Raw genomic sequence first — 22,922 nt, forward strand, 5'->3', positions numbered from 1 at the left:
GTCGATATCCTCCGGTGTCGAATTGTGCAGGCAACCGTGGCCGGCATGTCGTAACAAATCTTGCTGCGTTGCACAGGGCAGGGTGGTTACAATCCTGCCATGTCTGAAAATGCTGCTATTCCCTTCGTACATCTGCGCGTCCACTCCGAGTTTTCGGTGCAGGACGGCGTGGTTCGCATTCCCGATCTCGTCAAGCGGGTTGCCGCGCTCGGCCAGCCAGCTGTGGCACTGACCGATCTGTGTAATGTCTTTGGCCTGATCAAATTCTACAAGACTGCGCGCGGCAAAGGGATCAAACCCATTGCCGGGTGCGATGTCTGGATGACCAACGACGATGAGCGCGACAAGCCCTTCCGGGTGCTGCTGCTGGCGTCCAGCGACCAAGGATACCGCAACCTGTGCGAACTGCTCTCGCAGGCTTGGCTGACCAACACCTGGAAAGGCCGTGCAGAAATCCGCCAGGACTGGCTGCGCAGCCAGGGGGACGGCATCATCGTGCTGTCAGGTGCCCGGGCGGGTGATATCGGCCATGCCCTGGAAAACGGCAACATGGCCCAGGCCGTGGCATTGGCCGAGCGCTGGCGCACGTTGTTACCGGATCGCTTCTATGTCGAGCTGCAGCGCAGTGGCATGGATGGTGATGAATCCTATGTGCAGGCGGCTCTGGCTCTGGCCGTGCAGGCAGGCCTGCCGGTGGTGGCCACGCACCCGGTGCAGTTTCTGCAGGCTGATGAGTTCGAGGCGCACGAAGCCCGTGTCTGCATTGCCGAAGGCGAACAACTTGCCAATCCCAAGCGGCCCCGGCGCTTTACACCTGAGCAGTATCTGCTGGATAGTCTGGAAATGGCCCGGCGCTTTGCCGATGTGCCCGTGGCCCTGCACAATAGCATCGAAATCGCCCGACGCTGCAACCTGACGCTGACGCTGGGTAAGCCGCGTCTGCCTGACTTCCCGACGCCGGATGGCATCACACTCGATGATTACCTGGTGCAACTGTCCGAGGAAGGTCTGGAAAAGCGCCTGGTACAACTGTATCCCGACGAGCAGGAGCGTGCGACCCGGCGTCCGGTGTACGACGAGCGCCTGGCCTGGGAGTGCAAGACCATCATCGGCATGGGTTTTCCGGGTTACTTCCTGATCGTGGCCGACTTCATCAACTGGGGCAAGAACAACGGCGTGCCAGTTGGACCGGGTCGGGGGTCGGGGGCTGGCTCGCTGGTGGCCTACAGTCTGGGGATTACCGATCTCGATCCAATTCGGTATGACTTGCTGTTCGAACGTTTTCTGAATCCAGAGCGGGTCTCCATGCCCGACTTCGACGTCGACTTTTGTCAGGATAACCGTGAACGGGTGATCGAGTACGTCAAGGATAAATACGGCCGCGCTGCAGTCAGCCAGATCGCGACGTTCGGTACCCTGGGTGCCAAGGCTGTGGTGCGTGATGCCGGTCGGGTGCTGGACATGCCGTATTCGCTGTGCGACGGACTGTCCAAGATGATTCCGTTCAATCCGGCCGATCCCTGGTCGCTGGATCGGACTTTGAGCGATGAACCTGCGTTCAAGGAGCGCTACGACCAGGAAGAAGAGGTGCGTGCCCTGGTCGATCTGGCGCGCCCGCTGGAAGGGTTGACACGCAATATCGGCATGCACGCCGGTGGCGTGCTGATCGCACCGGGCAAGCTGACCGACTTCTGCCCGCTCTACTGCCAGCCTGGGCAGGACACCAGTGTGGTGTCGCAATACGACAAGGACGATGTCGAGGCGGTTGGACTGGTCAAGTTCGACTTCCTGGGGTTGCGTAACCTGACCATCCTTGACTGGGCCGTGCGCTTCGTGCGCCAGTTCAATGATGGTCTGCGTGATTTTGACATCATGGCGGTACCGCTGGATGACCAGGCGACCTACCGGCTGCTGACCGAAGGCAATACCACGGCCGTCTTCCAGCTTGAATCGCGCGGCATGAAGGAGCTGCTCAAGAAGCTGCAGCCCAGCACCTTCGAAGACGTGATCGCCATGCTGGCACTGTACCGACCCGGTCCGTTGGAGTCGGGCATGGTCGATGACTTCGTCAACCGCAAGCACGGTCGTGCCGATGTCGACTATTTTCATTCTGACCTGGAGTCCACGCTCAAGAGTACCTACGGCGTGATCGTGTACCAGGAACAGGTGATGCTGATCTCGCAGATCATCGGCGGCTACTCGCTGGGTGGTGCCGATTTGTTGCGGCGTGCCATGGGCAAGAAAAAGGCCGAGGAAATGGCCAAGCACCGCGAGATCTTCGAGAAGGGCGCGGTGGCCAAGGGCTATGACGGCGATCTGGCCGTGCGCTTGTTCGACCTGATGGAGAAGTTCGCAGGCTACGGCTTCAACAAGTCACACTCGGCAGCCTATGCACTGATTTCCTACCAGACAGCCTGGCTGAAGGTCTATCATCCGGCCGAGTTCATCGCCGCCACGCTGTCGTCCGATATGGACGATACCGACAAGGTCCAGATTTTCTGGCGTGACGCGCTGGAGAACAAGGTGGCCGTGCTGCCGCCGGATGTCAACGAATCAGGTTACCGTTTCGAGCCGGTCCGCGACGAGCATTTCCAGAAGGGCAAGCCGCCGCGTACCATTCGCTATGGATTGGGGGCTGTCAAGGGAACCGGGCAGGGGGCTGTCGAGGATATCCTGCGGGCCCGCCAGCAAGGGGGGCCGTTCCGGGATCTTTTCGATTTCTGCAGGCGTGTCGATCGCCATACCGTCAATCGGCGCACCATGGAAGCGCTCATCAAGGCCGGAGCCTTCGATACGATCGAACCCAACCGGGCCGCCCTGTTCGAATCGGTGGGCATGGCTGTCGAGGCGGCCGAGCAGGCTGAACGCAGTGCCAACCAGGTGTCGCTGTTCGGTGATGACAGTGATGCCGGTATCGGCAGCCTGACGCTGGTGCCGACCGAGCCCTGGACGTTGCAGGAAAAACTGACGCATGAAAAAGCCGCGCTGGGCTTCTTCTTCAGCGATCACCTGTTCAATGCCTGGAAGGACGAGGTACGGCAGTTCGTGCCCACGGCACTGGATCGCATCGAGCCGTCGCGTGATCTGCTCTGGATGACGGGTGTGTTGACGGCGGTGCGCGTGATGATGACGCGGCGCGGCAAGATGGTGTTCGCCACGCTGGACGATGGTACGGCACAACTCGAAATCTCGATCTTCAACGAACTCTACGAGCAGCATCGAAATCGTCTGCGCGAGGACCAACTGCTGGTGGTGCAGGGCAAGGTCAGTCATGACGATTATTCGGGCGGCACGCGCATCGTGGCCGATTCGATCTTCGATCTCCAATTGGCTCGCGAGGCACGTGCGCGGGCCATCAAGATCATGCTGACGCACCAGTCGGATGTGCAACGCCTGCGTCAGTTGCTCAATCCCTTCCGCGCCGAGCCCGAAAATGGTGTCCCGGGTGTGCCGATCGAGGTGCTTTACCATAGCCCCGATGCGAGTTGCCAGATCAGGTTGGGCGAGGATTGGCGTGTGCGCATGGCCGACACCCTCCTGGAAGGCATTGAGGAGTGGACCGGCGTGCCGGTCGAGGTGGTGTATTGATTGGAAGGCACCAGATAGGCCTTCGCATGGACTTTTCTATTAGGAATGTGATATCACATGAACCAGAAAACGGACCAACCCCTGCGGATATTGCATTCCGAGGCGGCGGTTGCCTTTGGGGGCCAGGAACACCGCATTTTCAAGGAAATGCTGGCCATGAGGGTGCGTGGTCATCATATGGAACTGGTCTGTCGGCCCGAGGCTATCCTGGGTGATCGGCTGCAGGCCGAGGGCTTCGCTGTACATCGCGTAGCCATGGGTGGTATTCCCAACTTTGTGAGAGGTGTGGCAGCAATTCGCAGGATATTGCGTCAAGGCCAGTTTGATGTGTTGAATACGCATAGTCGCAAGGACACGCTGATTGCGGCCTTGGCAGGCCGATTGGCAGGAACGCCCTTGATCGTGCGTACTCGACATCTGGCTTCTCCGATAGGCTCCCTGCTTTCGTACACATGGTTGCCTCACAAGATCGTGACTGTCAGCAACCATGTTCGATCCATGGTGCTGGATAAAGGGGTTGATGCTGCTCGGGTCAGAACCATTTACTCTCCCGTTGCGGAGCCAGTGCCCGTGGCCCATTCGACTCTGCGAGACGAGTTGGGACTGCGGGCTGAAGACACCGTGCTGATCTGCGTGGCAGTGATGCGCGAGAAAAAAGGGCATCTCTTCCTGCTGGAGACGTTGAAGCCTTTATTCGCCAAGTATCCAGGCCTGCATCTGGTGTGCGTAGGCAGCGGTTCACCGACATTCGAGAATGTGGATTCTTTCATACAGAAAAACGGGCTTGAACGGCAGGCGCATTTGATGGGGTATCGCAAAGACATTCCCAATCTGTTGTATGGAAGTGATGTGTTTGTCCTGGCGACAGAGCAGGAGGCCTCCGGGACTGTTTATGTCGAAGCACAAATGTGTGGCTTGCCTGTGATCGGAACGGATGTCGGAGGTGTGTCGGAAATGTTCATTCCCGAAGAAACTGGGTTTCTTGTGGAAAGTAAGAACAGGGTCGAGCTGGCAAGCGCTCTGGAACGCCTGGTGTCCAGTGAGCCTTTGCGCAAGCAAATGGGGCTTGCAGCCGTAAACTGGCTGCAAGTGGAAGGCAGGTTTTCTCTTGATAGACTGGTAAAGGATACGGAGTCCGCGTATCACCAGTGGTTGCAAGAAAAAGCGGAAAAATGACCCATTACTGGGCTGGGTTATCCTGGAGAAAAAAGTGAAGAGCGCACGTACTGTCCCGGTTCTGATGTATCACCATGTCTCGCCGGTGGAAGGCAGTATTACGACCAGCCCCGAGCGTTTTGACGAGCAATTGGCGGCACTGGCCGGTGCCGGCTATACCACTCTGACAGCGGCACAGTTTGCCGGTTTTATGCAGGGGCAGCCGGTTCCGGAAAAGTCTATCCTGATCACGTTCGATGATGGCTATCTCGATAACTGGATCTATGCAGATCCGATATTGAAGAAGTACGGAATGAAGGCCGTGTTGTTCCTGGTGACATCCTGGGCACATGAGGGGCCTTGTCGACCGCAGATGGGTGCCGGGACGCTGCCTGATATGCTGTCTCATCGTCAATGCATGGACCTGGTGGCTGCTGGCGGCAATACTGATCTGATGACTGCGCGCTGGTCTGAAGTGATGGCTATGGATGCCACCGGTTTCGAAGTGCATAGCCATACACATACGCATACCCGCTGGGACAAGCGAGCAGAGAGCCGCGAGATTAAGAGTGAGCAGATATTGTCCGAACTGGAGATCTCGAAAAAGATACTCGAGGCAAAAACAGGGCATCGAGAGGAGCATATCTGCTGGCCCCAAGGGTTTTTCGATAGCGATTATGTGCAAGCCGCCCGTCAAGCTGGTTATGTGTATTTTTATACGACGGACCAGTTCGGATTCAATAAGCCGTTTGGAAACCCCGAGCATATCTATCGCATCCCTATTTCCAATCGCAGTGGAAGCTGGGTTGTGCGTCGGGTGAATCTGTCTCGCAACCTGCTGGTGGGGGCTTTGTTCAACAAGTTCAAGAAATGGAAGCGTGGCTTTCGCAAGCAGAGTGATTGATCAAGGGCAGGGTAAAGGCTTGAAGATACTATTCACCAATTTTCACCGCCGCAATGGTGGTGGGCATGTTGCCTATGTGGTCAATCTGCTGAAGGGATTGTCCGCAGAGCATGAGTGCTGGGTAGCGACGCCCAAGGGCAGCAGGTTGTTTCAGCAGGCTGCGGCAGTGCCTGACGTCCGGGTCATTGATCAGCAGTTCAGTTCTCGCCTGGGGCGCATGTGGTCAGAGGTCCGGCAATTGCGCCGGCTGCTTCGCAGTGAAAAGTTCGATCTGGTGCATGTCAATGCCTCTGCTGATCACCGCCATGTCATGCTGGCCAGCCTGGGCCTCAGGCATCGTCCGCGTATTCTTCTGACCAAGCACAATAGTCATCGCCTGAATACGATCGGCCATGCCATGCGCGCACGCTGGGCGACCGATGGTGTGATTGCTGTCAGTGCCTATATTCGCAAGATGCTGGATGCATCGTGCTATGCAAGCAAACCGCTCTACACAATCGGACACGGTATAGACACGGCGTTTTTCTCTCCTGTTCCGGCAGATAGAAAAATAGACTGGAGTGAAGCATTATTGCCTGGTCTGGTGCGTGATGGTATCTGTGTCCTGAGCAGTGTCGGCGGGACAGATTACGAAAAGGGATGGCTGGATCTTGTGGAGGCAGTCAGCCTGTTTCCTGCCGATCAACGGGATCAGTTCCGGATTATTGTCGCAGGTGACATGCCTGGTCCAGAAAAAGTCCAAAAAGTGCGGCAACTGGGCATGCAGGATTATGTGGTTTTTCCTGGCTTGCTTGAGGATGTCAGGCCGGTCCTGGAGGCTGCTGATATTGGATTTGTCCTGTCGCACCATGAGGCGCTTTCTTTTGCATGTCGGGAAAGCATGGCAATGGGATTGCCGGTGCTGGTCAGCGATGCGGGGGGGTTGCCGGAGAATGTTTCTCATGGCTCAAATGGATGGATCGTACCGTGTCGTGATCCCGTTGCCATTCGTGATGTTCTGGTAAACGTGCTGGAACATAGGGCTGCGATTGTCGATATGGGGCGGCAGGCCCGGCTGCGTGCAGAACAAGAGTTTAGTTTGCAGGTTTTTTCAGAGAATACGTTCAAGGCTTACTCGCAGATAGTTAGCTTGATTTCAAAAAAATGAAGGAATGTTTGATGCGCATCTATAAAACTCCTGAAATCCTGATGACAGGTCTGGCTGGATCCATGTTCTGGGCAGTGATGGTGAGTCAAAGTCTGCCAAGTGCCTTGTTTTATGTCATCTTGGCGGTGGGTTTGTGGCTGATTTTCAGTCGCCTTGGCAAACTCAGAGCCAAGGCGATTCTGAATCAAAGGCTTTTTTTCTATGTGGCAGCATTGCCCGTTCTGGCTATTCTGATTGATTCTGCTGGGCATGCCGATTTATTGAGTTCCGGCCTTGAGCGGGCATTGAGGCAGTGTCTTGGGATTGTCGTTTTTGTGCTGGCGTTTTCAGTTGTTCCGCATCACTATTTGAAGTGTGCATTGCTGGGCGTGCCGTTGGCAATCACGGCAGCCTTTTTCTATGTTTTTTATCTGTCCTTTCCGGATTTTTCTCGCCCAGAAACCGGGGTATACAATGCCGTTGGTTACGGAAGTCTGATGTTTCTGTTGTCGATGTTCGCGGTATGCTCATTTTCGGTTGATCTGACGCGTCACGTGGTTGTTGAGCGGTGGGTAAAGATATTTACTGTGATCTTGGGTTTGTTCGGCTTCCTGCTCACTCAGACGCGCACGGGTTGGATGGCATTCCCGATATTTCTGGTACTGGGGGTGCTGATCTATCGAGATTCTCAACAATCCACCGCGGGTGTGCTCAGAAAATGGCTAGTGGTCATTGGCGCGTCAATTGCGTTGGCAATACTGCTTGCGAATGTAGTGCCGGGTATTTCCGACCGTATCCAACAGGGAATCCACGAAACCGCTGAATGTACTGGGGACGGAGCAAATAGAGATACGTCGGTTTGCATCCGCGTGCAGCTTTGGCGTGCATCGATTGGTATGTGGTCTGAACATACCTGGTTTGGTGTCGGCTCGAATGCGGCGTTCAGGGAAAATCTTCAGATCCAGTACGAGCGCGGCGTTATTTCTGAGTTCACAGCGACGAACTTCGGAGAGCCACACAATGACATGCTGTATGCACTGGCTGTTTATGGCATTCCAGGCTGGCTGGCACTGGTCGCCATGTATTTTGTCCCAGGCTATATTTTTGTTCGACGACTTTGGATGTCGAGTGATATCGCGACACGCAGCTATGCTGCCATGGGAGCGGCGTTATGCCTTGGATTTTTCATCTTCGGATGGACTGAGTTCATGTTCCGAGGTATACGTACACTGTCTTTCTATACGTTGATGATTGCGCTGTTTGCTGCTCTCTCTGCCCCCATATCCGCTGCAGCTCAGATCCAGCCTCGCAATCGGTAGACAGCCAGTCCGATATACTCTTTAAGGATGGAACGGCTGGCTTCCAGGGCACGCAGGTTTGGCAGCCATTTCGAGAGGCCAGGTTCCATGCCTGTCAGATAGATCTGGGCTGGATTACCTGCGGGGAGTACATGCATGCCCTGCTGTGTGAATACAGCTATAGATCGTGGCATATGCAATGCAGAGGTCACCAGCAATGCGGTTTTCAAGCCATGCTGCTCCATGAACCGCTTGCTGTACAAGGCATTTTCGTACGTGTTGCGGCTTTCGTTTTCCAGGATCAGTGCCTGCTCAGGGATGCCGCGTTGACGCAACTGGTAGGCAAGCCCCTGGGCTTCGCTGACATTTCCTTCAAGGGCACCGCCGGACAGCAGCAGTAGCGGGGCTTTGCCAGATTTGTATAACATTTCTGCCGTATCCAGGCGGGATATGGCAGTGTCCTTGTCATAGGCGAGAAACCAGTTGCTCCGGTTGTTGGCCGTATTGCCACCCAGCACAATAATGGCATCGGCCTGGGCAGTCTGCTGCGGGTCTGCGGATGGATAGGCATTTTCAAGTACGCCGCCCAGCCATATGGATGTCGCAGGCAGGGACCAGGCCAGCACCCAGATCAATCCAGTTATCGCAAACAGACTTGCCGTGCGCCTGAGACGCAGCAACAGGAAAAGTATGGCCAGCCCCAACAGTGCCAGGCAGAGGTTTTGGGGTACGACAAACAGGGTCAGAAGCGAGGCAAGGGAATCAGGCATGACTCGTCTCGTGGATGGATGTGGTGGCGGTTGCGGCTGCTGTGGCAAGCAGACTGAGGCTGTATTCCAGAACACTATCCAGGCTGGGCCATTCGCCTTCCTGTCCAAGGGTATGTGCGTGGGATGACCATGGGCCGGTGCGTTCAGGCGATGTGACGCCAAACAAGGTCAACTGGTTGGCACCCACGGAGGCGGCAAGATGCGACACGCCTGAGTCATTGCAAATAACCAAAGCAGCATGTCTGGTCAGGGCGGCGAAAGCGCCCAGGGATAAGGCAGGCAGCAAAGTTGCAGACGGTGAGGCAATGCGTGCGGCATCGGTTTCGGATGATGGAGGGCAGGCGATGACTGTATGCCCCCTGTCCTGTAGTGCACGTGTCAGGCAATCGAAATGCGGCCAGACCTTGACCTGTCCGCGATGCAGGCCGGTCGCGGTCGGCGCGATGAGAATGAAGGGCATGGCTGTCAGCTTGGCGTCGGCCAGTGCCTGTCGTGCTGTCTGCTCATGGCGGGCCGACAATGGTAATCCCAACTGTGCGCTGGGCCGTTGTTGCGAGGGCGATTCATCCCATTTTTGCATAGCAGTGCGGGTCAGGTAATGCCAGCGCTCGACTGCGTGCATGTCGTCAACTGGCTTGTCGATTGGCCAGCGCAGCAGCAGGCTGCGACCGTCATCGCGATAACCGGTACAGGCCAGACCAGCTAGACGGAAGGAGAGGGCGCTGGTCAGAGAGTCTGGTAAGAGCAAGCCAGTGGGACGTGTCATCTGGTGCTGTGTAAGTCGATGTTGGCGGACGGTTTTGCAATCCGCATACCACTGTCCCTGCATGGGCAGGAAATCGTGCGCCGGCATCGCGGACAACAGATCCTGGGCCCAGTTGCGGGCGCACAATACCAATGGATGGCCGCTCTCGAACAGGATCTTGAGCGATGGTAGACTCATGCAGACGTCCCCTACCCAGTTAGGTAATCTTACATACAGCGGAGAAATGGCCGGCTCCTTGTTAGCTGAGTACAATCACGACTTAGATTGTATCCACTAAAAGAGAGCTTTCTTTTGAAAACTGCAACGCGAATCGTCGCTGCCGGAGCAGAACCCGTGCGGCGCGAGCTGTGGCATCGTGTCTACAGTCGGGTAGGACGCTACTGGAAGGCCCTGGTGCTGGCCGTGATCCTGATGAGTGGCGCAGCTGCGACGCAACCGGCACTGGCATTGATCATGAAGCCGCTGCTGGACCAGGGGTTTTCGGGCCGTGAGCCACACTATGTGTGGTTCTTGCCGATGATGGTGGTTCTGTTGATTCTCGCACGCGGCATCTGCAACTTTTTCAGCGACTATATTTTGGCCTGGGTGGCTAACAATGTCTTGAAGGGTATGCGTGGTGATATGTTCAAGCGCTTGCTTGGGATGCCGGATAGCGCCTTCAAACAGGGTGATACGGGGCGCTTGCTGAATCGCTTTACTGTCGATGCTGGCAATGTCACCAGCTATGCGACGGAGGTTTCGACGGTTCTGGTGCGTGAAGTGCTGGTTGTGATTGCTTCCGTCTGTGTCCTGCTCTACATGTCGTGGAAGCTGACCCTGATCGTGCTGGTGATCCTGCCCCTGTCCGTACTGGTTGCGCGCTCGTTCATCAGAAGGCTGCGCCGCATCAACCGCGATACAGTCAACATGAATGCCGAGCTGACCCGTGTGGTCAGTGAAGGCATCAATGGCCAGCGCGTCATCAAGCTGTTCAATGGCTACGAACGCGAACATACGCGTTTCGACTATGTCAATGCACGTCTGCGGCGGTTTGCCATGCGTAGCTCTGTCGCCGATGCGGCGATGACACCGCTGACACAACTGTTTGTGGCGATGGCTGTTGCTGCGGTGATTGCCTCGGCATTGAGCGAGGCCAATCTGGGAGAACTGACTGTTGGCGGCTTTGCCGCCTTCATGGCGGCGCTGGCGCAGATATTCGATCCGATCAAGCGGCTGACCAACGTAGCCGGCAAAGTACAGAAAATGTTGGTTGCTGCCGAAAGCGTCTTTACCCTGATTGATTCCGACGTTGAAAACGACCAAGGCACCCAGACCCTGCCGACCCGCGTGCGTGGCGAGATCGAATTTCAGGCGGTATCGCATCGCTATCCGGATGCCCATCGCCTGACACTGGACCAGGTATCCTTCAGCCTGCACCAGGGGCAGACCGTGGCGCTGGTCGGGCGTTCCGGCAGCGGCAAGACAACCCTGGCCAATATGCTGCCGCGTTTTGTCGAGCCGACCGATGGGCGCATTCTGCTGGATGGTCATGCCCTGGATGCTCTCAGCCTGAACAGCCTGCGCGCGCAGATGGCGCTGGTCAGCCAGGATGTGGTGCTCTTCGATGACACGATCGGTGCCAATGTGGCCTACGGGGCGCTGCACGATGCCAGCGAAGCGCAAGTATGGGCTGCGCTGGAAGCTGCCAATCTCAAGACCTTCGTCGAGAGTCTGCCGCAAAGGCTGGACACCATGGTGGGCGAGAATGCCATGCACCTGTCCGGCGGCCAGCGCCAGCGCCTGGCGATTGCACGTGCCCTGATCAAGGACGCTCCGATCCTGATTCTGGATGAGGCGACTTCCGCGCTCGACAACGAATCCGAGCGCCAGGTGCAGCAATCCCTGGAGCGCTTGATGAAGGGCCGGACCACACTGGTTATCGCGCACCGCCTGTCGACCGTGCAGAATGCCGACATGATCGTCGTGCTGGATGATGGCAAGGTCATGGAGCAGGGCAACCATGACGCCCTCCTAAAGCAGGATGGGATGTACGCCGCGCTGTATCGCATGCAGTTTCGCGAAGCGAACTGATCTTGCTGCGTTCATGGCACAGCCTGCTGCCGAAACAGCGGGCTGTGCGGGGTATGTCTGACCAGCAGGGTTACATCAGCACAATATCGTAGGTTTCCTGGACATAACCTGCCGCGACTTCCAGCGTGATGCGCTTGCCGACGAAATCGCCCAGCATCGCCAGATGCTGGCTTTCCTCTTCAAGAAACAGGTCGATCACATCCTGCGAGGCCACGATGCGGAACTCGCGGGGGTTGAACTGGCGTGCCTCACGCAGGATCTCACGCAGGATCTCATAGCAGATGGTGCGGGGTGTGCGTACATTGCCGCGCCCCTGACAGGTCGGGCAGGGCTCGCACAACTGGTGCGCCAGTGAGTCGCGGGTCCGCTTGCGCGTCATCTCGACCAGCCCGAGTTGTGTGAAGCCGTTGAGTGTCATCCGGGTGCGATCCGGCTGCAGCGCTTTCTCGAGTGCGGCCAGCACGGCCTGGCGATGCCCCTCGTCTTCCATATCGATGAAGTCGAGAATGATGATGCCGCCCAGGTTGCGCAGGCGCAACTGGCGGGCAATGGCCTGGGCAGCTTCCAGGTTGGTCTTGAAAATGGTGTCGTCGAAATTGCGACCGCCGATATAGCCGCCCGTGTTGACATCAACCGTGGTGAGCGCTTCGGTCTGGTCAACGATCAGATAGCCACCAGACTTGAGATCGACCCGGCGTGACAGTGCGCGGGCAATTTCTTCGTCCACGCCGTACATGTCGAAGAGTGGCCGTTCGCCACTGTAATGACCCAGGCGTGTCTCGACGGCGGGCGTGTATTGGCGGGCCCATGCCACCATGTCGGCGAATACAGTGCGCGAATCGACCTGGATCTTGCCTGTCAGTGGCGTGACCATGTCGCGCAGCACGCGCTGGGCCAGGGTGAGGTCCTGGTGCAGCAGCAGCGGCGCACCTGCCGTGCGTGCCGTGGCCTGAATCATGCGCCAGAGCGTGCGCAGATAGTCGAGATCGGCCCTGATTTCTTCGTCGCTGGCACCTTCGGCCTGCGTACGCACGATAACCCCCCCTTTCTCGTCATCGGGCGTCAGGGCTTCGAGCCGTTCACGCAGACGGGTGCGTTCGGTGTCGTCGTCGATTTTCTGGGAAATGCCGATGTGAGGTTCGAAGGGCAGGTAGACCAGCATGCGCCCTGCGATGCTGATCTGTGTGGTCAGGCGTGCCCCTTTGGCACCCAGTGGGTCTTTGGCAACCTGCACCATCAGGGTCTGGCCTTCGAACAGCAGCTTCTCGATAGGGGTGACACTGTTGCCCTGCGTGCGCTCGCTGCGGTTCTCGCGCAGGTCGGCAATGTGCAGGAAGGCGGCGCGTTCGAGGCCAATGTCCACGAAGGCGCTTTGCATGCCCGGCAGGACACGGACGACCTTGCCCAGATAGAGGCTGCCGACATGGCCGCGCTGGACGCTGCGCTCGATGTGCAGTTCCTGCACTGCACCCTGGCCGACAATGGCCACGCGTGTCTCGAAAGGGGTGACGTTGATGAGGATATCTTCAGTCATGGATGGGCACTCCGGCTAGTTCCAGTATGCCGAGCGTTTCGAACAGGGGCAAGCCCATGACGCCGGTATGACTGCCATCGATACGTGTGATGAAGCGCGCTGCCGGGCCCTGGATGCCGTAGCCGCCTGCCTTGTCGTAGGGTTCCTTGCTGCCGCAATAATGTTCGATTTCGGCAGTCTGCAACGTGCGCATCCATACGCGGGTATGGCAGACACGCTCAATCAGTACGGGCGACGGGTTGCCTCGTGCAGGCGGGCAGGCGAGCACGACTGCGGTACGGACATCGTGTCCGGTGCCTGACAGGTGCTTCAGAAATGTGACCGCTTCGTCGTGATCGCGGGGCTTGCCGAAAATCGTTTCACCCAATGATACGCAGGTGTCGCAAGCCAGTACCGGCAGGCAGGGCAATTTCTGTTGCTGCAGCCAGTGCCAGCCGCGCAAGGCCTTGTCGCGTGCCGTGCGCAGCACATAATCGGCAGGTGTTTCCTGCTCCAGCCTGGGTTCATCTTCGCCAGGGGGCTCGGGAGCGAGCAGCACCTGATGGCGGATACCCATCTGCGTCAGCAGCTCACGCCGGCGCGGGCTGCGCGAGGCGAGATAGAGGTCGTAGGCATGCATGGCTTGGAAACAGGCCTAGGCCCGGTGGTAGGGATGGTTGTGCAGAATGGCCCAGGCTCGATAGAGCTGTTCGGCCAGCAGGACCCGCACCATCGGGTGCGGCAGGGTGAGGGAAGACAGACGGATGCGCAGGCGGGCCTCGGCCTTGAGGCTGGGCGCGAGCCCATCAGGGCCGCCGATGATCAGGGCGACATCCTGGCCCAGTTCACGCCATTCCTGCAGTCGGTCGGCCAGTGCCATGGTGGTCAGGTCCTGACCCCGCTCATCGAGAATCACGGGGAACGCCCCGGTTGGCAGGGCGGCCCGGATGCGCGCGGCTTCCGCATCCATCATCTGAGCGACTGTCTTGCCCTGGGTGCGAGGCTCGGGCTTGATCTCACGCAAGTGCAGGCTGCAGTCTGCCGGCATGCGTTTGGCGTAGTCGCGCCAGGCGGTTTCGACCCAATCGGGCATGCGGGTTCCGACAGCGAGGATATGCAACTGCATGGCCGCGCCGACTCAGTCGTTGCTGTCGAAACGCAGGTCGAGCGGAGGAACTGGCTGGACTGGACGGGTGGATTGCGGCAGCAGTTCGACATCAACGGGTGTGTCGCCCCAGATTTCCTCCAGGTTGTAGTACTGGCGAATGGCGGGTTGCATGATGTGCACCACGATATCGCCGAGGTCTACCAGGACCCATTCGCCGGTTTCCTCACCCTCGGTCGCGATGACATGGCCACCGTTCTTCTTGGCCGCCTCGGCCACGCTGGAGGCCAGGGCACGGGTCTGTCGGTTGGATGTGGCGCTGGTGATGATCACCCGGTCGAACAGGCTGGTCAGGCGTGCGGTGTCGAACACCTTGATGTCCTGTGCCTTGACGTCTTCCAGTGCGTCGATGACGATTTTTTGCAGTGTCTGTGTATTCATCAGGAAATATAGAGGTGGTGGGTGTCAATGTAATGCCGGACTGCGGGTGGCAGCAGGCCTTCGGTAGGCAGGCCTGTTGCAATCCTGTGGCGGATATCGCTGGATGAAATGTCCAGCGGTTCGAACGGCAGTTCCAGCAAATCATGGCTGCTGGCTGTCAGTGCTTGCCTGAGCTCCGGTGCGCATGTCATCGGCTGGCCGGGGCGCTGGGCAACCAGCAGGTCGACGTGATTGACGATTTCCTGCCAGTGATGCCAGGTGTGAAAGCGCGCCAACTGGTCGCTGCCAAGCAGCCAAAGGTAACGTGGGCCGCTGGGCAGGTTGCGTACCGTATCCAGTGTGTAGGTGGGGCCGGTGCGCTCGATTTCAAGGGTGTTGAGGTTCAGGCCATCAATGCCGGCAATGGCCAGTTCCAGCATGTGCAGCCGTTGCTGTGGGGTGGCACCCAGCGCAGGACGCTGCCAGGGCTGGCCTGCCGGGATCAATTGTACCTGGTCGGCCTGCTGGCTTTGCAGTGCGCACCTGGCCAGCGCCAGGTGGGCCAGATGCACCGGATCGAAACTGCCGCCGAACAGGACGATGCGCTGCGTCACACCCAGTTCCTGGGGCGCAGGTAATCGGCCAGCCCGGCTTCCGGTGTGCCGGCTTCGGGTTGCCAGTCGTAGCGCCAGTGTGCGGCAGGCGGCATCGACAGCAGGATGGATTCGGTACGGCCACCGGATTGCAAGCCGAAGAGCGTGCCCCGATCGAATACCAGGTTGAATTCCACATAGCGTCCACGCCGATAGGCCTGGAAGTCGCGTTCGCGCTGCCCATAGGCATGGTTGCGGCGACGTTCGACGATGGGCAGGTAGGCATCGAGAAAGGCATCGCCGGTGGCGCGCGTCAGGGCGAAACTATCGTCGAAACCAGGTGCATTCAGATCATCGAAGAAGACACCGCCGATGCCGCGTGTTTCATTGCGATGCTTGAGGAAGAAGTACTCGTCGCACCAGCGTTTCCAGTCGGGATACCACTGCGCACCATGCGGTTGCAGGGCATCGTGGCATATCTGGTGGAAATGCCGGGCATCCTCATCGAAGGCGTAGTAGGGCGTAAGGTCCAGGCCGCCACCGAACCAGAATACATCGCTGGCCTGCGACCCTTCCGGGGCGCGTGCCACGAACAGTCGCACGTTCATGTGCGTGGTTGGGATGTAAGGGTTGCGCGGGTGCAGGACCATCGACACACCCATGGCCTGCCAACTGCGTCCGGCCAGTTCAGGGCGGCGCTGGCTGGCCGACGGAGGCAAGGCATGGCCTTCGACATGGCTGAACAGGACACCGGCCCGTTCGAACAGCTCGGCATCTTCGATCAGGCAGGACAGCCCGCCACCGCCCGAAATACCCTGGCCGTCGGCCTGGCGTTCCCAGGCGTCACGGCGAAAGGGCGCATTGCCGGCCTGCTCGAGTGCAGCGACGATGCGCGCCTGCAGGCCGGTGAAATAGGTGCGGGCGGCGTCTTGCCGTTCGGTAGAAATCTGCTGGTTGCGTTCTGTGGGCACGGACATGCCTCAGTTCCTTTTCAGCGCGCGCCAGCCAATGTCGCGGCGGTATTGGCGGCCATCGAAATGGATGCGGTCCACGGCATCGTAGACGCGTTCCTGTGCCATGCGCACCGAGTCGCCCAGGGCTGTCACGCAGAGTACGCGCCCGCCTGCCGTGACGATCTGGCCGTTTTCATCCTGGCGGGTGCCGGCATGGAACACCATGCATTCGTCTTCATCGGCAGGCAGTCCGTCGATCACATCGCCGCTGCGCGGCGTGCCGGGGTAATTGTGTGCCGCCAGGACCACGCCCAGTGCGGTACGCCGATCCCAGACGATGTCGGCCTGGTCGAGTGTGCCGGCCACGGCATGCTCGAAGACGTCGAGCAGGTCGCTCTTGACGCGCATCATGATGGGTTGTGTTTCCGGATCACCCATGCGGCAGTTGTATTCCAGTACCTTGAGGGCGCGCTCGGCATCCTTGCCGGGACCGATCATCAGACCGGCGTACAGGAAGCCCGTATAGGGCAGGCCGTCACGCGTCATGCCCTGGATGGTGGGCAGGATCACTTCGCGCATGATGCGGTTGTGCAGTTCGGGAGAGACCACGGGAGCCGGCGAATAGGCACCCATGCCGCCCGTATTAGGGCCCTGATCGCCATCCTGCAGGCGCTTGTGATCCTGGCTGGTGGCCAGTGGCAGCACATTGCGCCCATCGCACATCACGATGAAGCTGGCTTCCTCGCCCTGCAGGCATTCCTCGATGACCACGCGTGCACCTGCCGCACCCAGCGAACCATCGCCCAGCATGGCATCGACGGCTTCATGCGCCTGTTCGAGCGTTTCGGCCACGACCACACCCTTGCCCGCAGCCAGGCCATCGGCCTTGATGACGATGGGGGCACCCTGGGCGTCGATGTAGGCATGGGCCTGCGCAGGATCCGTGAAGGTCTGGTAGGCCGCCGTGGGAATGGCGTGGCGCACCATGAATGCCTTGGCATAATCCTTGGAGCTTTCGAGCTGGGCGGCGGCCCTGGTCGGACCGAAAATCTTGAGGCCGTGCTTCTGGAATACATCGACAACGCCAGCGGCCAACGGGGCTTCAGGGCCGACCACGGTCAGGCCGATCTGCTCGCGTCGCGCAAAGTTGGCGAGCTGTTCGGGATCGGTCAGTGCCAGGTTTTCCAGGTTGTCGGCGCGGGCCGTGCCACCGTTACCGGGGGCCACATAGACCTTCTGTACCCGCTCGGACTGGGCCAGCCGCCAGGCCAGGGCATGTTCGCGGCCGCCAGAGCCAATTACCAGGATTTTCATAGCGTTGTGAAACACCTATTCAAAATATGATCGAGAGAGTTCAAGCGTCGGTTTCGTCCATGACGGCAGTCGTGAAGACTTCCTGCACATCGTCAAGGGACTCGAGTACATCCAGCAGTTTTTGCATCTTGATGGCGTCTTCGCCTTCAAGTTCGGCTTCATTGAGCGCTTTCATGATCACGCCGTCCATCTCTGCCTTGAGGCCAGCGGATTCCAGTGCCTGCTTGACGGTGGGGTAGTCACCCGGCGCGGTGATGACCTCGATACCGCCTTCTTCGTCGGTAATGATGTCTTCAGCACCGGCCTCAAGTGCGACTTCCATGATTTGCTCTTCGGAGGCACCGGGCGCAAACATGAACTGGCCGCAATGCTTGAACATGAACGCGACGGATCCATCCTGCCCCAGGTTGCCGCCATGCTTGCTGAAAGCGTGCCGGACTTCGGAAACCGTACGGGTGCGGTTGTCGGTCATGCAATCGACGATGACGGCTGCGCCGCCGATGCCGTAGCCTTCGTAGCGGATTTCTTCATAGTTGCTGCCGTCGCCACCACCGGTGCCGCGTGTAATGGCACGCAGGATGTTGTCCTTGGGCATGTTGGCGTCGGTGGCCTTGTCCCAGGCCATGCGCAGGCGGGGGTTGGCATCCGGGTCAGGGCCACCGGCGCGCGCGGCGACGGTGACTTCGCGAATGATCTTGGTCCACAGCTTGCCGCGTCTGGCATCTTGACGCCCTTTGCGGTGCTGGATATTCGCCCATTTGCTATGCCCTGCCATGATGAGATATTTCCCTAGAAGACTGTGAAAGAGGATGGAAAAGCGGCGGCGCAAAATGGCCGCAAGAGAAAGCCTGAACGCAGGCAGGCCCGATTTTAACGTGTCCAGCCGGATTTGGCCCGGAGTGGCTAGCGGGCAGGAGGAACAGAGGGCTGGTACCAGACGGTGACACTGGCCGGCACGTAGATCGGATTGATGATCGGACCGCGTCCAGGCACGCTGTGCCACAGGGTAAATGGGCGGGACGCATCAAGTCCTGCAAAGGCATCTGTGTCCATGTGTGTGGCGTTCACCACGATGCACCGCGAGCCATTCCAGCATAGGCGCGTATTCACCTGCGCGCTGCTCGGGCCGGTCAGGTTCACGGCAACCCGCGTGATGGTCGAGCCAGGCGGGACATCGGTACCCGCTGCGCCGGGGCTGTAGTCGGTCGGTACTTCGTAGCTTTTGCGGTGGATGGCACTGCTGGTCCGTGTGTCGTGCCAGGCAAGATCTGCGCGGGCGTAGGCAGGGATCTGTGTCGTACCGGTCAGTGTCAGCAGGCATAGCGCGATGGCGCGGCGGAATATATTCATGGGGCAGCAGGATCTGGCGCAAAGAGAGCGGGGAAATGCCTGTGCCAGAATAGCATCTGTTGCAGCAGGAGCAGGACATCATGACAGAAGACAATCCAGTTGTGCTGGGGGCCATCGTTGCGCCGGACAGTAGCCAGGCAGACGAATTGCTGGCCTGGGCGGCAGAGCAGTGCGGGACGCATGGCAAGCAGGTGCGAGGCGTGCTCATGGAAATGCCACCTCATACGCCTGATCAGCCGCGGCCCAAGGCTGTCCTCCGGGATCTGCATACGGGAGAGCGCTATTCGATCCTGCAGGATCGGGGGCCGCTGTCACGGGGGTGCTGCCTGGATACAGATGTGCTGAGCCGGGCCAGTGTCGTGCTGCGTCGGGCACTTGCGGAAAAACCGGACCTCGTGATCGTCAATCGCTTTGGCTCATCCGAAGCGGAAGGGGATGGATTTACCGAAGAGCTGCTTGCGCTCATAGAGGCCGGTATCCCGTTGTTGTTGATAGTCAACACCCGTTACCTGGAAGCATGGCGCCATTTTAATGGCGGCATGGGCGATGAGATTGCATGCGAGCAAGCGGCAGTGGCCGAGTGGCTGGGCAGCAGGCTGAGTGTGGATGCTTGTTGAAGGCAAGCAGGAACATGCATGCCGGTTTATTCTATATTTCCTTTTCTTATAAAGAGGTTCCATAACTTCAGGATATGAGAAGAATGCGTTAAGCTGTCCAGATCGGTTATTGAACTGGATTTTTGATATGACATTCCTATCGCGTTTTTTTGTGCTGTTGCTGGCATGTTCGGCCAGCGCTGCCACCTTGGCCGGACCGCTGGTCACTTCCTCTGAACTGGATGCCCTGCGGCAGGATGACAATGTCCGCATCATCGATATCAGGCCTGTCGACGCCTATGCCAAGGGGCACATTCCGGGGGCTGTGTCGGCACCTTATGCAGCCTGGCGAGGCCCGGCAGCCAGCCCTGGAGAATTGCCGTCCGTTGGCAAGCTGACGGAACTGGTTCGCAGCCTGGGGCTGGATTCAGGCGTGCGAGCCATCGTCGTATCGAGCGGCGAAAACACATCCGACTTCGGGGCGGCCGCACGGGTGTACTGGACACTCAAATACCTGGGACTGACCGACCTGTCGATCCTCAATGGCGGCGTGCAGGCATGGGCCGACGCCGGCTTGCCGCAGGATGAGCAGGTGGTGCAGGTTGCCGCCAGCAGCTACGAACCGGTTCTCAATGATGCCCTGATTGCGACGCAGGCCGATGTCCAGGCGAGCCTCGACAGCCCGACCACGCGGCTGGTCGATGCGCGGCCTGCAAATTTCTTCCGTGGCGAGGTCAAGGCACCAACTGCCAGCGTGCCCGGCACGATTCGTGGTGCGGTCAATCTGGAGCATGACCGCTGGTTCAAACCGGGCAGCAACCAGATCGTATCCGCCGAAGAGGCAAAGAAAATTGCCCACGATGCTTTCGAGGCACCGGCTGACGAAACAATCTCGTTCTGCAATACCGGTCACTGGGCGGCCACCGATTGGTTTGCCCTGTCCGAACTGGCGGGTCAGGAGAATGTGCGGCTTTATCCGGCTTCCCTGGCCGAGTGGACCCAGGCAGAGCAGTCCCTGCCCATGGACAACGTGCCGGGGCGTGGCTCGCAACTGATGGACAAACTCAAGGGACTGCTGAACTGATATGGCCCGATTGCCCTTGACCTTGTTGATGGCAGCCTTTGCCATCTGGTTGGCCTGGTCCGTCTCATTGCGACAGGCTGTTCTGTTTGCTGTCGGTATTGGCATGGGCGGTGTGCTGGCAGGCGCGCGTTTCGGCTTCACGACGGGCTGGCGTCGCCTGATCGAAGAGCGCGACGCATCGGGTGTCATGGCGCAGTTGCTGCTGTTGGCGGTGGCTGCTGCATGTTCGATTCCGCTGTTGGCGATGTTTCCGGGGGATCTGGCCGCAGCATTGGGGCCTCCCAGCATCAGCCTGCTGATCGGTGCTTTCGTGTTCGGCGCAGCCATGCAGATTGCCGATGGTTGCGGCTCGGGTACGCTCTACAAGGCAGGTCTCGGCATTCCGCTGAACATGGGTATTCTGCCTGTGTTTGCGCTGGGCAGCTTCCTGGGGTCTGCCCATCTCGACAAGTGGCTGGCGCTTGGGGCCATCCGGCCTGTCGGCCTGGTTGACCTCTATGGGCCGACGGTTGCACTTGCGCTGACGGCGCTTGGATTGGTGCTGATTGCCTTTGTCGTGCGCCGCTGGAGTGGTTCGACAGCACGTTGGTATGACCGCAAGCTTTTCATTGGTGCCGTGTTGCTGGCGGTGCTGGCCGTGCTCAACCTGCTGGTGGCCGGGCAGCCCTGGGGAGTGGTATACGGTTTCGGTTTGTGGTTTGCCAAGATCGCCACGGCAACAGGCATGTTTGATCCGGCTCAGAATGCGTTCTGGAGCCAGCCGGGCAATTTCAATGCGCTATCCCAGACTGTGTTCCTTGATGTCACATCGATCACCAATATCGGCATCATGGCGGGCGCGCTGTGGATTGCCGTGCGCAAGAAGCCGGCGGCAGAGCCGCTGAGCAATCGTCAGTGGATGATCGGCATCGTGGCAGGCTTTTTGCTTGGGTACAGCTCACGGCTGGCATTCGGCTGCAATGTAGGGGCCATGGTCAGCGGCATTTCCACAGGCAGCCTGCATGGCTGGATCTGGGTCGTGATGGCGTTTGGCGGATCATTGATCGGCGTGCGCCTGCGTCGGCGCTACGGATTCTGAGGGGCATGGCCATGAATGTTCGCATTGTGCGAGGCACGATTTTCTGGCTGGTGCTGATTGCCTTCTTCGTCTGGGACTGGGATGTTTCCAGGCCCGTCGACTTTCGCCATGAGCCGCCGCTGATAGCGGCAGGCTCGGGGCAGGCACCGAGCGGCGGGCATTGCTCGGCGTTTTAGTCTTTCAGCTTCTGCGCGGTAAACGCCAGGAGATCGTGGCAGTTGCTGCGCCCAGCAGCCAGCCTGTCACGATATCGAGCGGGTAGTGTACGCCCAGGTAAATCCGCGCCAGACTGACGAGCAGTGTGACTAGCCCCCAGGCCAGCGCTGCCGTGCGCCGACCTGCGTACCACAGGCAGAGTGCACTGGCCGTCATGATGCTGGCATGGTTGCTCGGAAAGGAGGGGCTGTCACGATGCGGCATCAAGGCTGGGCCCAGACCGTCCAGGAAAGGGCGCGGTCGCATCCATATTTCCCCGATCAGAAAACTGCAGGCGATAGCCAGCACCAGTGCCGAAAAGGTACGCAGTGCAAGTTCCCGATCTCGTGGCGTGTTGCGCAGCCAGAGGATAACCATGCCGGCGGGAATCAGGTAGATGGGCACCTTGGCAATGGCGATCGCCAGCCAGAGCAGTGCTGGTGGTGCGGCAGCAGTGGCCTTGATGGCCTGGAACAGGTGGGTGTCCAGCAGCAGAAGGTCGGTCATGGTGTCGATCACTCTGTCGTACATCCAGAAAACAAAAGGGCCTTCCGTGTAGGAAGGCCCTCGAAATTGGTGCGCCCGGCAGGATTCGAACCCACGACCCCTTGGTTCGTAGCCAAGTACTCTATCCAACTGAGCTACGGGCGCATTTCTTTGCTGTGTGAGCAGCGAAGAAACGGAATTATAGGGGAAATAAAAAAAAATGTACAGTCGCTGTGAAAAGATAAATGCGTCAGGAATTAGCTTCCATGCCATTCATGCGATTTGATGTGTTGCCCAAACTTTTTTGACATGGGATGTGTTTCATGTATAGAATAGCGGGCTGTCAGCAAACAAACCTTTGGGTTTGGCTGCGACGAAGTGTCCCCTTCGTCTAGAGGCCTAGGACATCACCCTTTCACGGTGAGTACAGGGGTTCGAATCCCCTAGGGGACGCCAGTCAGATCTGGCAATTGCCGAAAGGCATACCGCTGCGGAGCGGTAGTTCAGTTGGTTAGAATACCGGCCTGTCACGCCGGGGGTCGCGGGTTCGAGTCCCGT

The 22,922-nt window shown here is 58.8% G+C and carries 22 protein-coding genes and 2 tRNA genes; 11 read left to right on the plus strand and 13 right to left on the minus strand.

Features of this window, described 5'->3' with window-relative positions:
- Nucleotides 1-99: 99 nt before the first annotated feature.
- Genes dnaE through ABN482_RS08590 form a run of 5 tightly spaced genes read left to right on the plus strand, consistent with a single transcriptional unit; the run spans nucleotide 100 to nucleotide 8,092 of the window.
- Nucleotides 100-3,588 (plus strand): DNA polymerase III subunit alpha, encoded by a 3,489-nt coding sequence (gene dnaE / locus ABN482_RS08570; RefSeq protein WP_349503591.1) that lies wholly within the window; start codon nucleotides 100-102, stop codon nucleotides 3,586-3,588.
- A 57-nt stretch (nucleotides 3,589-3,645) separates the two neighbouring features.
- The gene (locus ABN482_RS08575; protein WP_349503592.1) at nucleotides 3,646-4,764 is read left to right on the plus strand and encodes a glycosyltransferase family 4 protein; all 1,119 of its coding nucleotides are present in this window, start codon (nucleotides 3,646-3,648) and stop codon (nucleotides 4,762-4,764) included.
- A 34-nt stretch (nucleotides 4,765-4,798) separates the two neighbouring features.
- Nucleotides 4,799-5,647, plus strand: a complete 849-nt coding sequence (locus tag ABN482_RS08580; RefSeq protein WP_349503593.1) for a polysaccharide deacetylase family protein — start codon at nucleotides 4,799-4,801, stop codon at nucleotides 5,645-5,647.
- Entirely contained in the window at nucleotides 5,622-6,794 is a 1,173-nt protein-coding gene (locus ABN482_RS08585; protein ID WP_502877268.1) for a glycosyltransferase family 4 protein, read from the plus strand. The genes ABN482_RS08580 and ABN482_RS08585 overlap by 26 nt, the downstream gene beginning before the upstream one ends.
- Nucleotides 6,795-6,805: 11 nt before the next feature.
- A complete protein-coding gene (locus ABN482_RS08590) occupies nucleotides 6,806-8,092 on the plus strand; it encodes an O-antigen ligase family protein (protein WP_349503594.1) in 1,287 nt (428 codons plus the stop codon).
- On the opposite strand, the gene ABN482_RS08595 is transcribed toward ABN482_RS08590, so the two are convergent.
- Nucleotides 8,068-8,841, minus strand: a complete 774-nt coding sequence (locus tag ABN482_RS08595; protein ID WP_349503595.1) for a YdcF family protein — start codon at nucleotides 8,839-8,841, stop codon at nucleotides 8,068-8,070. The genes ABN482_RS08590 and ABN482_RS08595 overlap by 25 nt on opposite strands.
- Nucleotides 8,834-9,784, minus strand: a complete 951-nt coding sequence (locus ABN482_RS08600) for a glycosyltransferase family 9 protein (protein WP_349503596.1) — start codon at nucleotides 9,782-9,784, stop codon at nucleotides 8,834-8,836. Before ABN482_RS08600 ends, ABN482_RS08595 begins: the two co-directional genes overlap by 8 nt.
- 114 nt (nucleotides 9,785-9,898) lie before the next feature.
- Here ABN482_RS08600 and msbA point away from each other — a divergent pair, with 114 nt between their 5' ends.
- On the plus strand, nucleotides 9,899-11,677 hold the full coding sequence (msbA, locus tag ABN482_RS08605) for a lipid A export permease/ATP-binding protein MsbA (protein WP_349503597.1): 1,779 nt from the start codon (nucleotides 9,899-9,901) through the stop codon (nucleotides 11,675-11,677).
- Between the two features lie 70 nt (nucleotides 11,678-11,747).
- Here msbA and rng read toward each other — a convergent pair whose 3' ends face one another.
- From rng to ABN482_RS08650, 9 genes are all read right to left on the minus strand, one after another.
- Nucleotides 11,748-13,211 (minus strand): ribonuclease G, encoded by a 1,464-nt coding sequence (gene rng, locus ABN482_RS08610; RefSeq protein ID WP_349503598.1) that lies wholly within the window; start codon nucleotides 13,209-13,211, stop codon nucleotides 11,748-11,750.
- Nucleotides 13,204-13,830: a Maf family protein gene (locus ABN482_RS08615; RefSeq protein ID WP_349503599.1), complete on the minus strand. Its 627-nt coding sequence runs from the start codon at nucleotides 13,828-13,830 to the stop codon at nucleotides 13,204-13,206. The genes rng and ABN482_RS08615 overlap by 8 nt, the downstream gene beginning before the upstream one ends.
- A gap of 15 nt (nucleotides 13,831-13,845) precedes the next feature.
- The gene (rlmH, locus tag ABN482_RS08620) at nucleotides 13,846-14,316 is read right to left on the minus strand and encodes a 23S rRNA (pseudouridine(1915)-N(3))-methyltransferase RlmH (protein ID WP_349503600.1); all 471 of its coding nucleotides are present in this window, start codon (nucleotides 14,314-14,316) and stop codon (nucleotides 13,846-13,848) included.
- Between the two features lie 12 nt (nucleotides 14,317-14,328).
- Entirely contained in the window at nucleotides 14,329-14,736 is a 408-nt protein-coding gene (rsfS, locus tag ABN482_RS08625; protein WP_349503601.1) for a ribosome silencing factor, read from the minus strand.
- Nucleotides 14,736-15,335, minus strand: coding sequence for a nicotinate (nicotinamide) nucleotide adenylyltransferase (gene nadD, locus ABN482_RS08630; RefSeq protein WP_349503613.1), 600 nt, complete (start codon nucleotides 15,333-15,335; stop codon nucleotides 14,736-14,738). Before nadD ends, rsfS begins: the two co-directional genes overlap by 1 nt.
- Entirely contained in the window at nucleotides 15,326-16,285 is a 960-nt protein-coding gene (hemF, locus tag ABN482_RS08635) for an oxygen-dependent coproporphyrinogen oxidase (protein WP_349503602.1), read from the minus strand. Before hemF ends, nadD begins: the two co-directional genes overlap by 10 nt.
- 3 nt (nucleotides 16,286-16,288) lie before the next feature.
- A complete protein-coding gene (gene purD / locus ABN482_RS08640) occupies nucleotides 16,289-17,575 on the minus strand; it encodes a phosphoribosylamine--glycine ligase (RefSeq protein WP_349503603.1) in 1,287 nt (428 codons plus the stop codon).
- Nucleotides 17,576-17,615: 40 nt separating this feature from the next.
- Nucleotides 17,616-18,350, minus strand: coding sequence for a YebC/PmpR family DNA-binding transcriptional regulator (locus ABN482_RS08645; protein WP_349503604.1), 735 nt, complete (start codon nucleotides 18,348-18,350; stop codon nucleotides 17,616-17,618).
- Nucleotides 18,351-18,478: 128 nt separating this feature from the next.
- The gene (locus ABN482_RS08650; protein ID WP_349503605.1) at nucleotides 18,479-18,925 is read right to left on the minus strand and encodes a flagellar protein FlhE; all 447 of its coding nucleotides are present in this window, start codon (nucleotides 18,923-18,925) and stop codon (nucleotides 18,479-18,481) included.
- 80 nt (nucleotides 18,926-19,005) lie between these two features.
- Between ABN482_RS08650 and ABN482_RS08655 the strand changes: the two genes are divergently transcribed.
- The 4 genes from ABN482_RS08655 to ABN482_RS08670 all read left to right on the plus strand — a co-directional run bounded on the left by ABN482_RS08655 (nucleotide 19,006) and on the right by ABN482_RS08670 (nucleotide 21,859).
- Nucleotides 19,006-19,542 (plus strand): DUF2478 domain-containing protein, encoded by a 537-nt coding sequence (locus tag ABN482_RS08655; protein ID WP_349503606.1) that lies wholly within the window; start codon nucleotides 19,006-19,008, stop codon nucleotides 19,540-19,542.
- A 127-nt stretch (nucleotides 19,543-19,669) separates the two neighbouring features.
- Nucleotides 19,670-20,605, plus strand: a complete 936-nt coding sequence (locus tag ABN482_RS08660; RefSeq protein ID WP_349503607.1) for a sulfurtransferase — start codon at nucleotides 19,670-19,672, stop codon at nucleotides 20,603-20,605.
- Nucleotide 20,606: 1 nt separating this feature from the next.
- Nucleotides 20,607-21,683, plus strand: a complete 1,077-nt coding sequence (locus ABN482_RS08665; protein ID WP_349503608.1) for a YeeE/YedE thiosulfate transporter family protein — start codon at nucleotides 20,607-20,609, stop codon at nucleotides 21,681-21,683.
- Nucleotides 21,684-21,694: 11 nt separating this feature from the next.
- A complete protein-coding gene (locus ABN482_RS08670) occupies nucleotides 21,695-21,859 on the plus strand; it encodes a hypothetical protein (protein WP_349503609.1) in 165 nt (54 codons plus the stop codon).
- 4 nt (nucleotides 21,860-21,863) lie between these two features.
- Here the strand turns inward: ABN482_RS08670 and ABN482_RS08675 are convergent, their stop codons facing one another.
- Nucleotides 21,864-22,385 (minus strand): undecaprenyl-diphosphatase, encoded by a 522-nt coding sequence (locus tag ABN482_RS08675; RefSeq protein ID WP_349503610.1) that lies wholly within the window; start codon nucleotides 22,383-22,385, stop codon nucleotides 21,864-21,866.
- Nucleotides 22,386-22,452: 67 nt separating this feature from the next.
- A tRNA-Arg gene (locus tag ABN482_RS08680) sits at nucleotides 22,453-22,529 on the minus strand.
- 215 nt (nucleotides 22,530-22,744) lie between these two features.
- On the opposite strand from ABN482_RS08680, the gene ABN482_RS08685 reads away from it, so the two are divergent.
- Nucleotides 22,745-22,820: transfer RNA gene (locus ABN482_RS08685), tRNA-Glu, on the plus strand.
- The last annotated feature ends 102 nt before the right edge of the window (nucleotides 22,821-22,922 follow it).

It is taken from the genome of Corticimicrobacter sp., from assembly GCF_040137905.1.
Lineage (GTDB): Bacteria > Pseudomonadota > Gammaproteobacteria > Burkholderiales > Burkholderiaceae_B > Corticimicrobacter.

Bases quoted from the DNA above. Each gene is read 5' to 3' on its own strand.
- dnaE (WP_349503591.1), top strand. From the start codon at position 100: ATGTCTGAAAATGCTGCTATTCCCTTCGTACATCTGCGCGTCCACTCC.
- ABN482_RS08575 (WP_349503592.1), top strand. From the start codon at position 3,646: ATGAACCAGAAAACGGACCAACCCCTGCGGATATTGCATTCCGAGGCG.
- ABN482_RS08590 (WP_349503594.1), top strand. From the start codon at position 6,806: ATGCGCATCTATAAAACTCCTGAAATCCTGATGACAGGTCTGGCTGGA.
- ABN482_RS08595 (WP_349503595.1), bottom strand. From the start codon at position 8,841: ATGCCTGATTCCCTTGCCTCGCTTCTGACCCTGTTTGTCGTACCCCAA.
- ABN482_RS08600 (WP_349503596.1), bottom strand. From the start codon at position 9,784: ATGAGTCTACCATCGCTCAAGATCCTGTTCGAGAGCGGCCATCCATTG.
- rng (WP_349503598.1), bottom strand. From the start codon at position 13,211: ATGACTGAAGATATCCTCATCAACGTCACCCCTTTCGAGACACGCGTG.
- ABN482_RS08615 (WP_349503599.1), bottom strand. From the start codon at position 13,830: ATGCATGCCTACGACCTCTATCTCGCCTCGCGCAGCCCGCGCCGGCGT.
- rlmH (WP_349503600.1), bottom strand. From the start codon at position 14,316: ATGCAGTTGCATATCCTCGCTGTCGGAACCCGCATGCCCGATTGGGTC.
- rsfS (WP_349503601.1), bottom strand. From the start codon at position 14,736: ATGAATACACAGACACTGCAAAAAATCGTCATCGACGCACTGGAAGAC.
- hemF (WP_349503602.1), bottom strand. From the start codon at position 16,285: ATGTCCGTGCCCACAGAACGCAACCAGCAGATTTCTACCGAACGGCAA.
- purD (WP_349503603.1), bottom strand. From the start codon at position 17,575: ATGAAAATCCTGGTAATTGGCTCTGGCGGCCGCGAACATGCCCTGGCC.
- ABN482_RS08645 (WP_349503604.1), bottom strand. From the start codon at position 18,350: ATGGCAGGGCATAGCAAATGGGCGAATATCCAGCACCGCAAAGGGCGT.
- ABN482_RS08650 (WP_349503605.1), bottom strand. From the start codon at position 18,925: ATGAATATATTCCGCCGCGCCATCGCGCTATGCCTGCTGACACTGACC.
- ABN482_RS08655 (WP_349503606.1), top strand. From the start codon at position 19,006: ATGACAGAAGACAATCCAGTTGTGCTGGGGGCCATCGTTGCGCCGGAC.
- ABN482_RS08660 (WP_349503607.1), top strand. From the start codon at position 19,670: ATGACATTCCTATCGCGTTTTTTTGTGCTGTTGCTGGCATGTTCGGCC.
- ABN482_RS08665 (WP_349503608.1), top strand. From the start codon at position 20,607: ATGGCCCGATTGCCCTTGACCTTGTTGATGGCAGCCTTTGCCATCTGG.
- ABN482_RS08670 (WP_349503609.1), top strand. From the start codon at position 21,695: ATGAATGTTCGCATTGTGCGAGGCACGATTTTCTGGCTGGTGCTGATT.
- ABN482_RS08675 (WP_349503610.1), bottom strand. From the start codon at position 22,385: ATGACCGACCTTCTGCTGCTGGACACCCACCTGTTCCAGGCCATCAAG.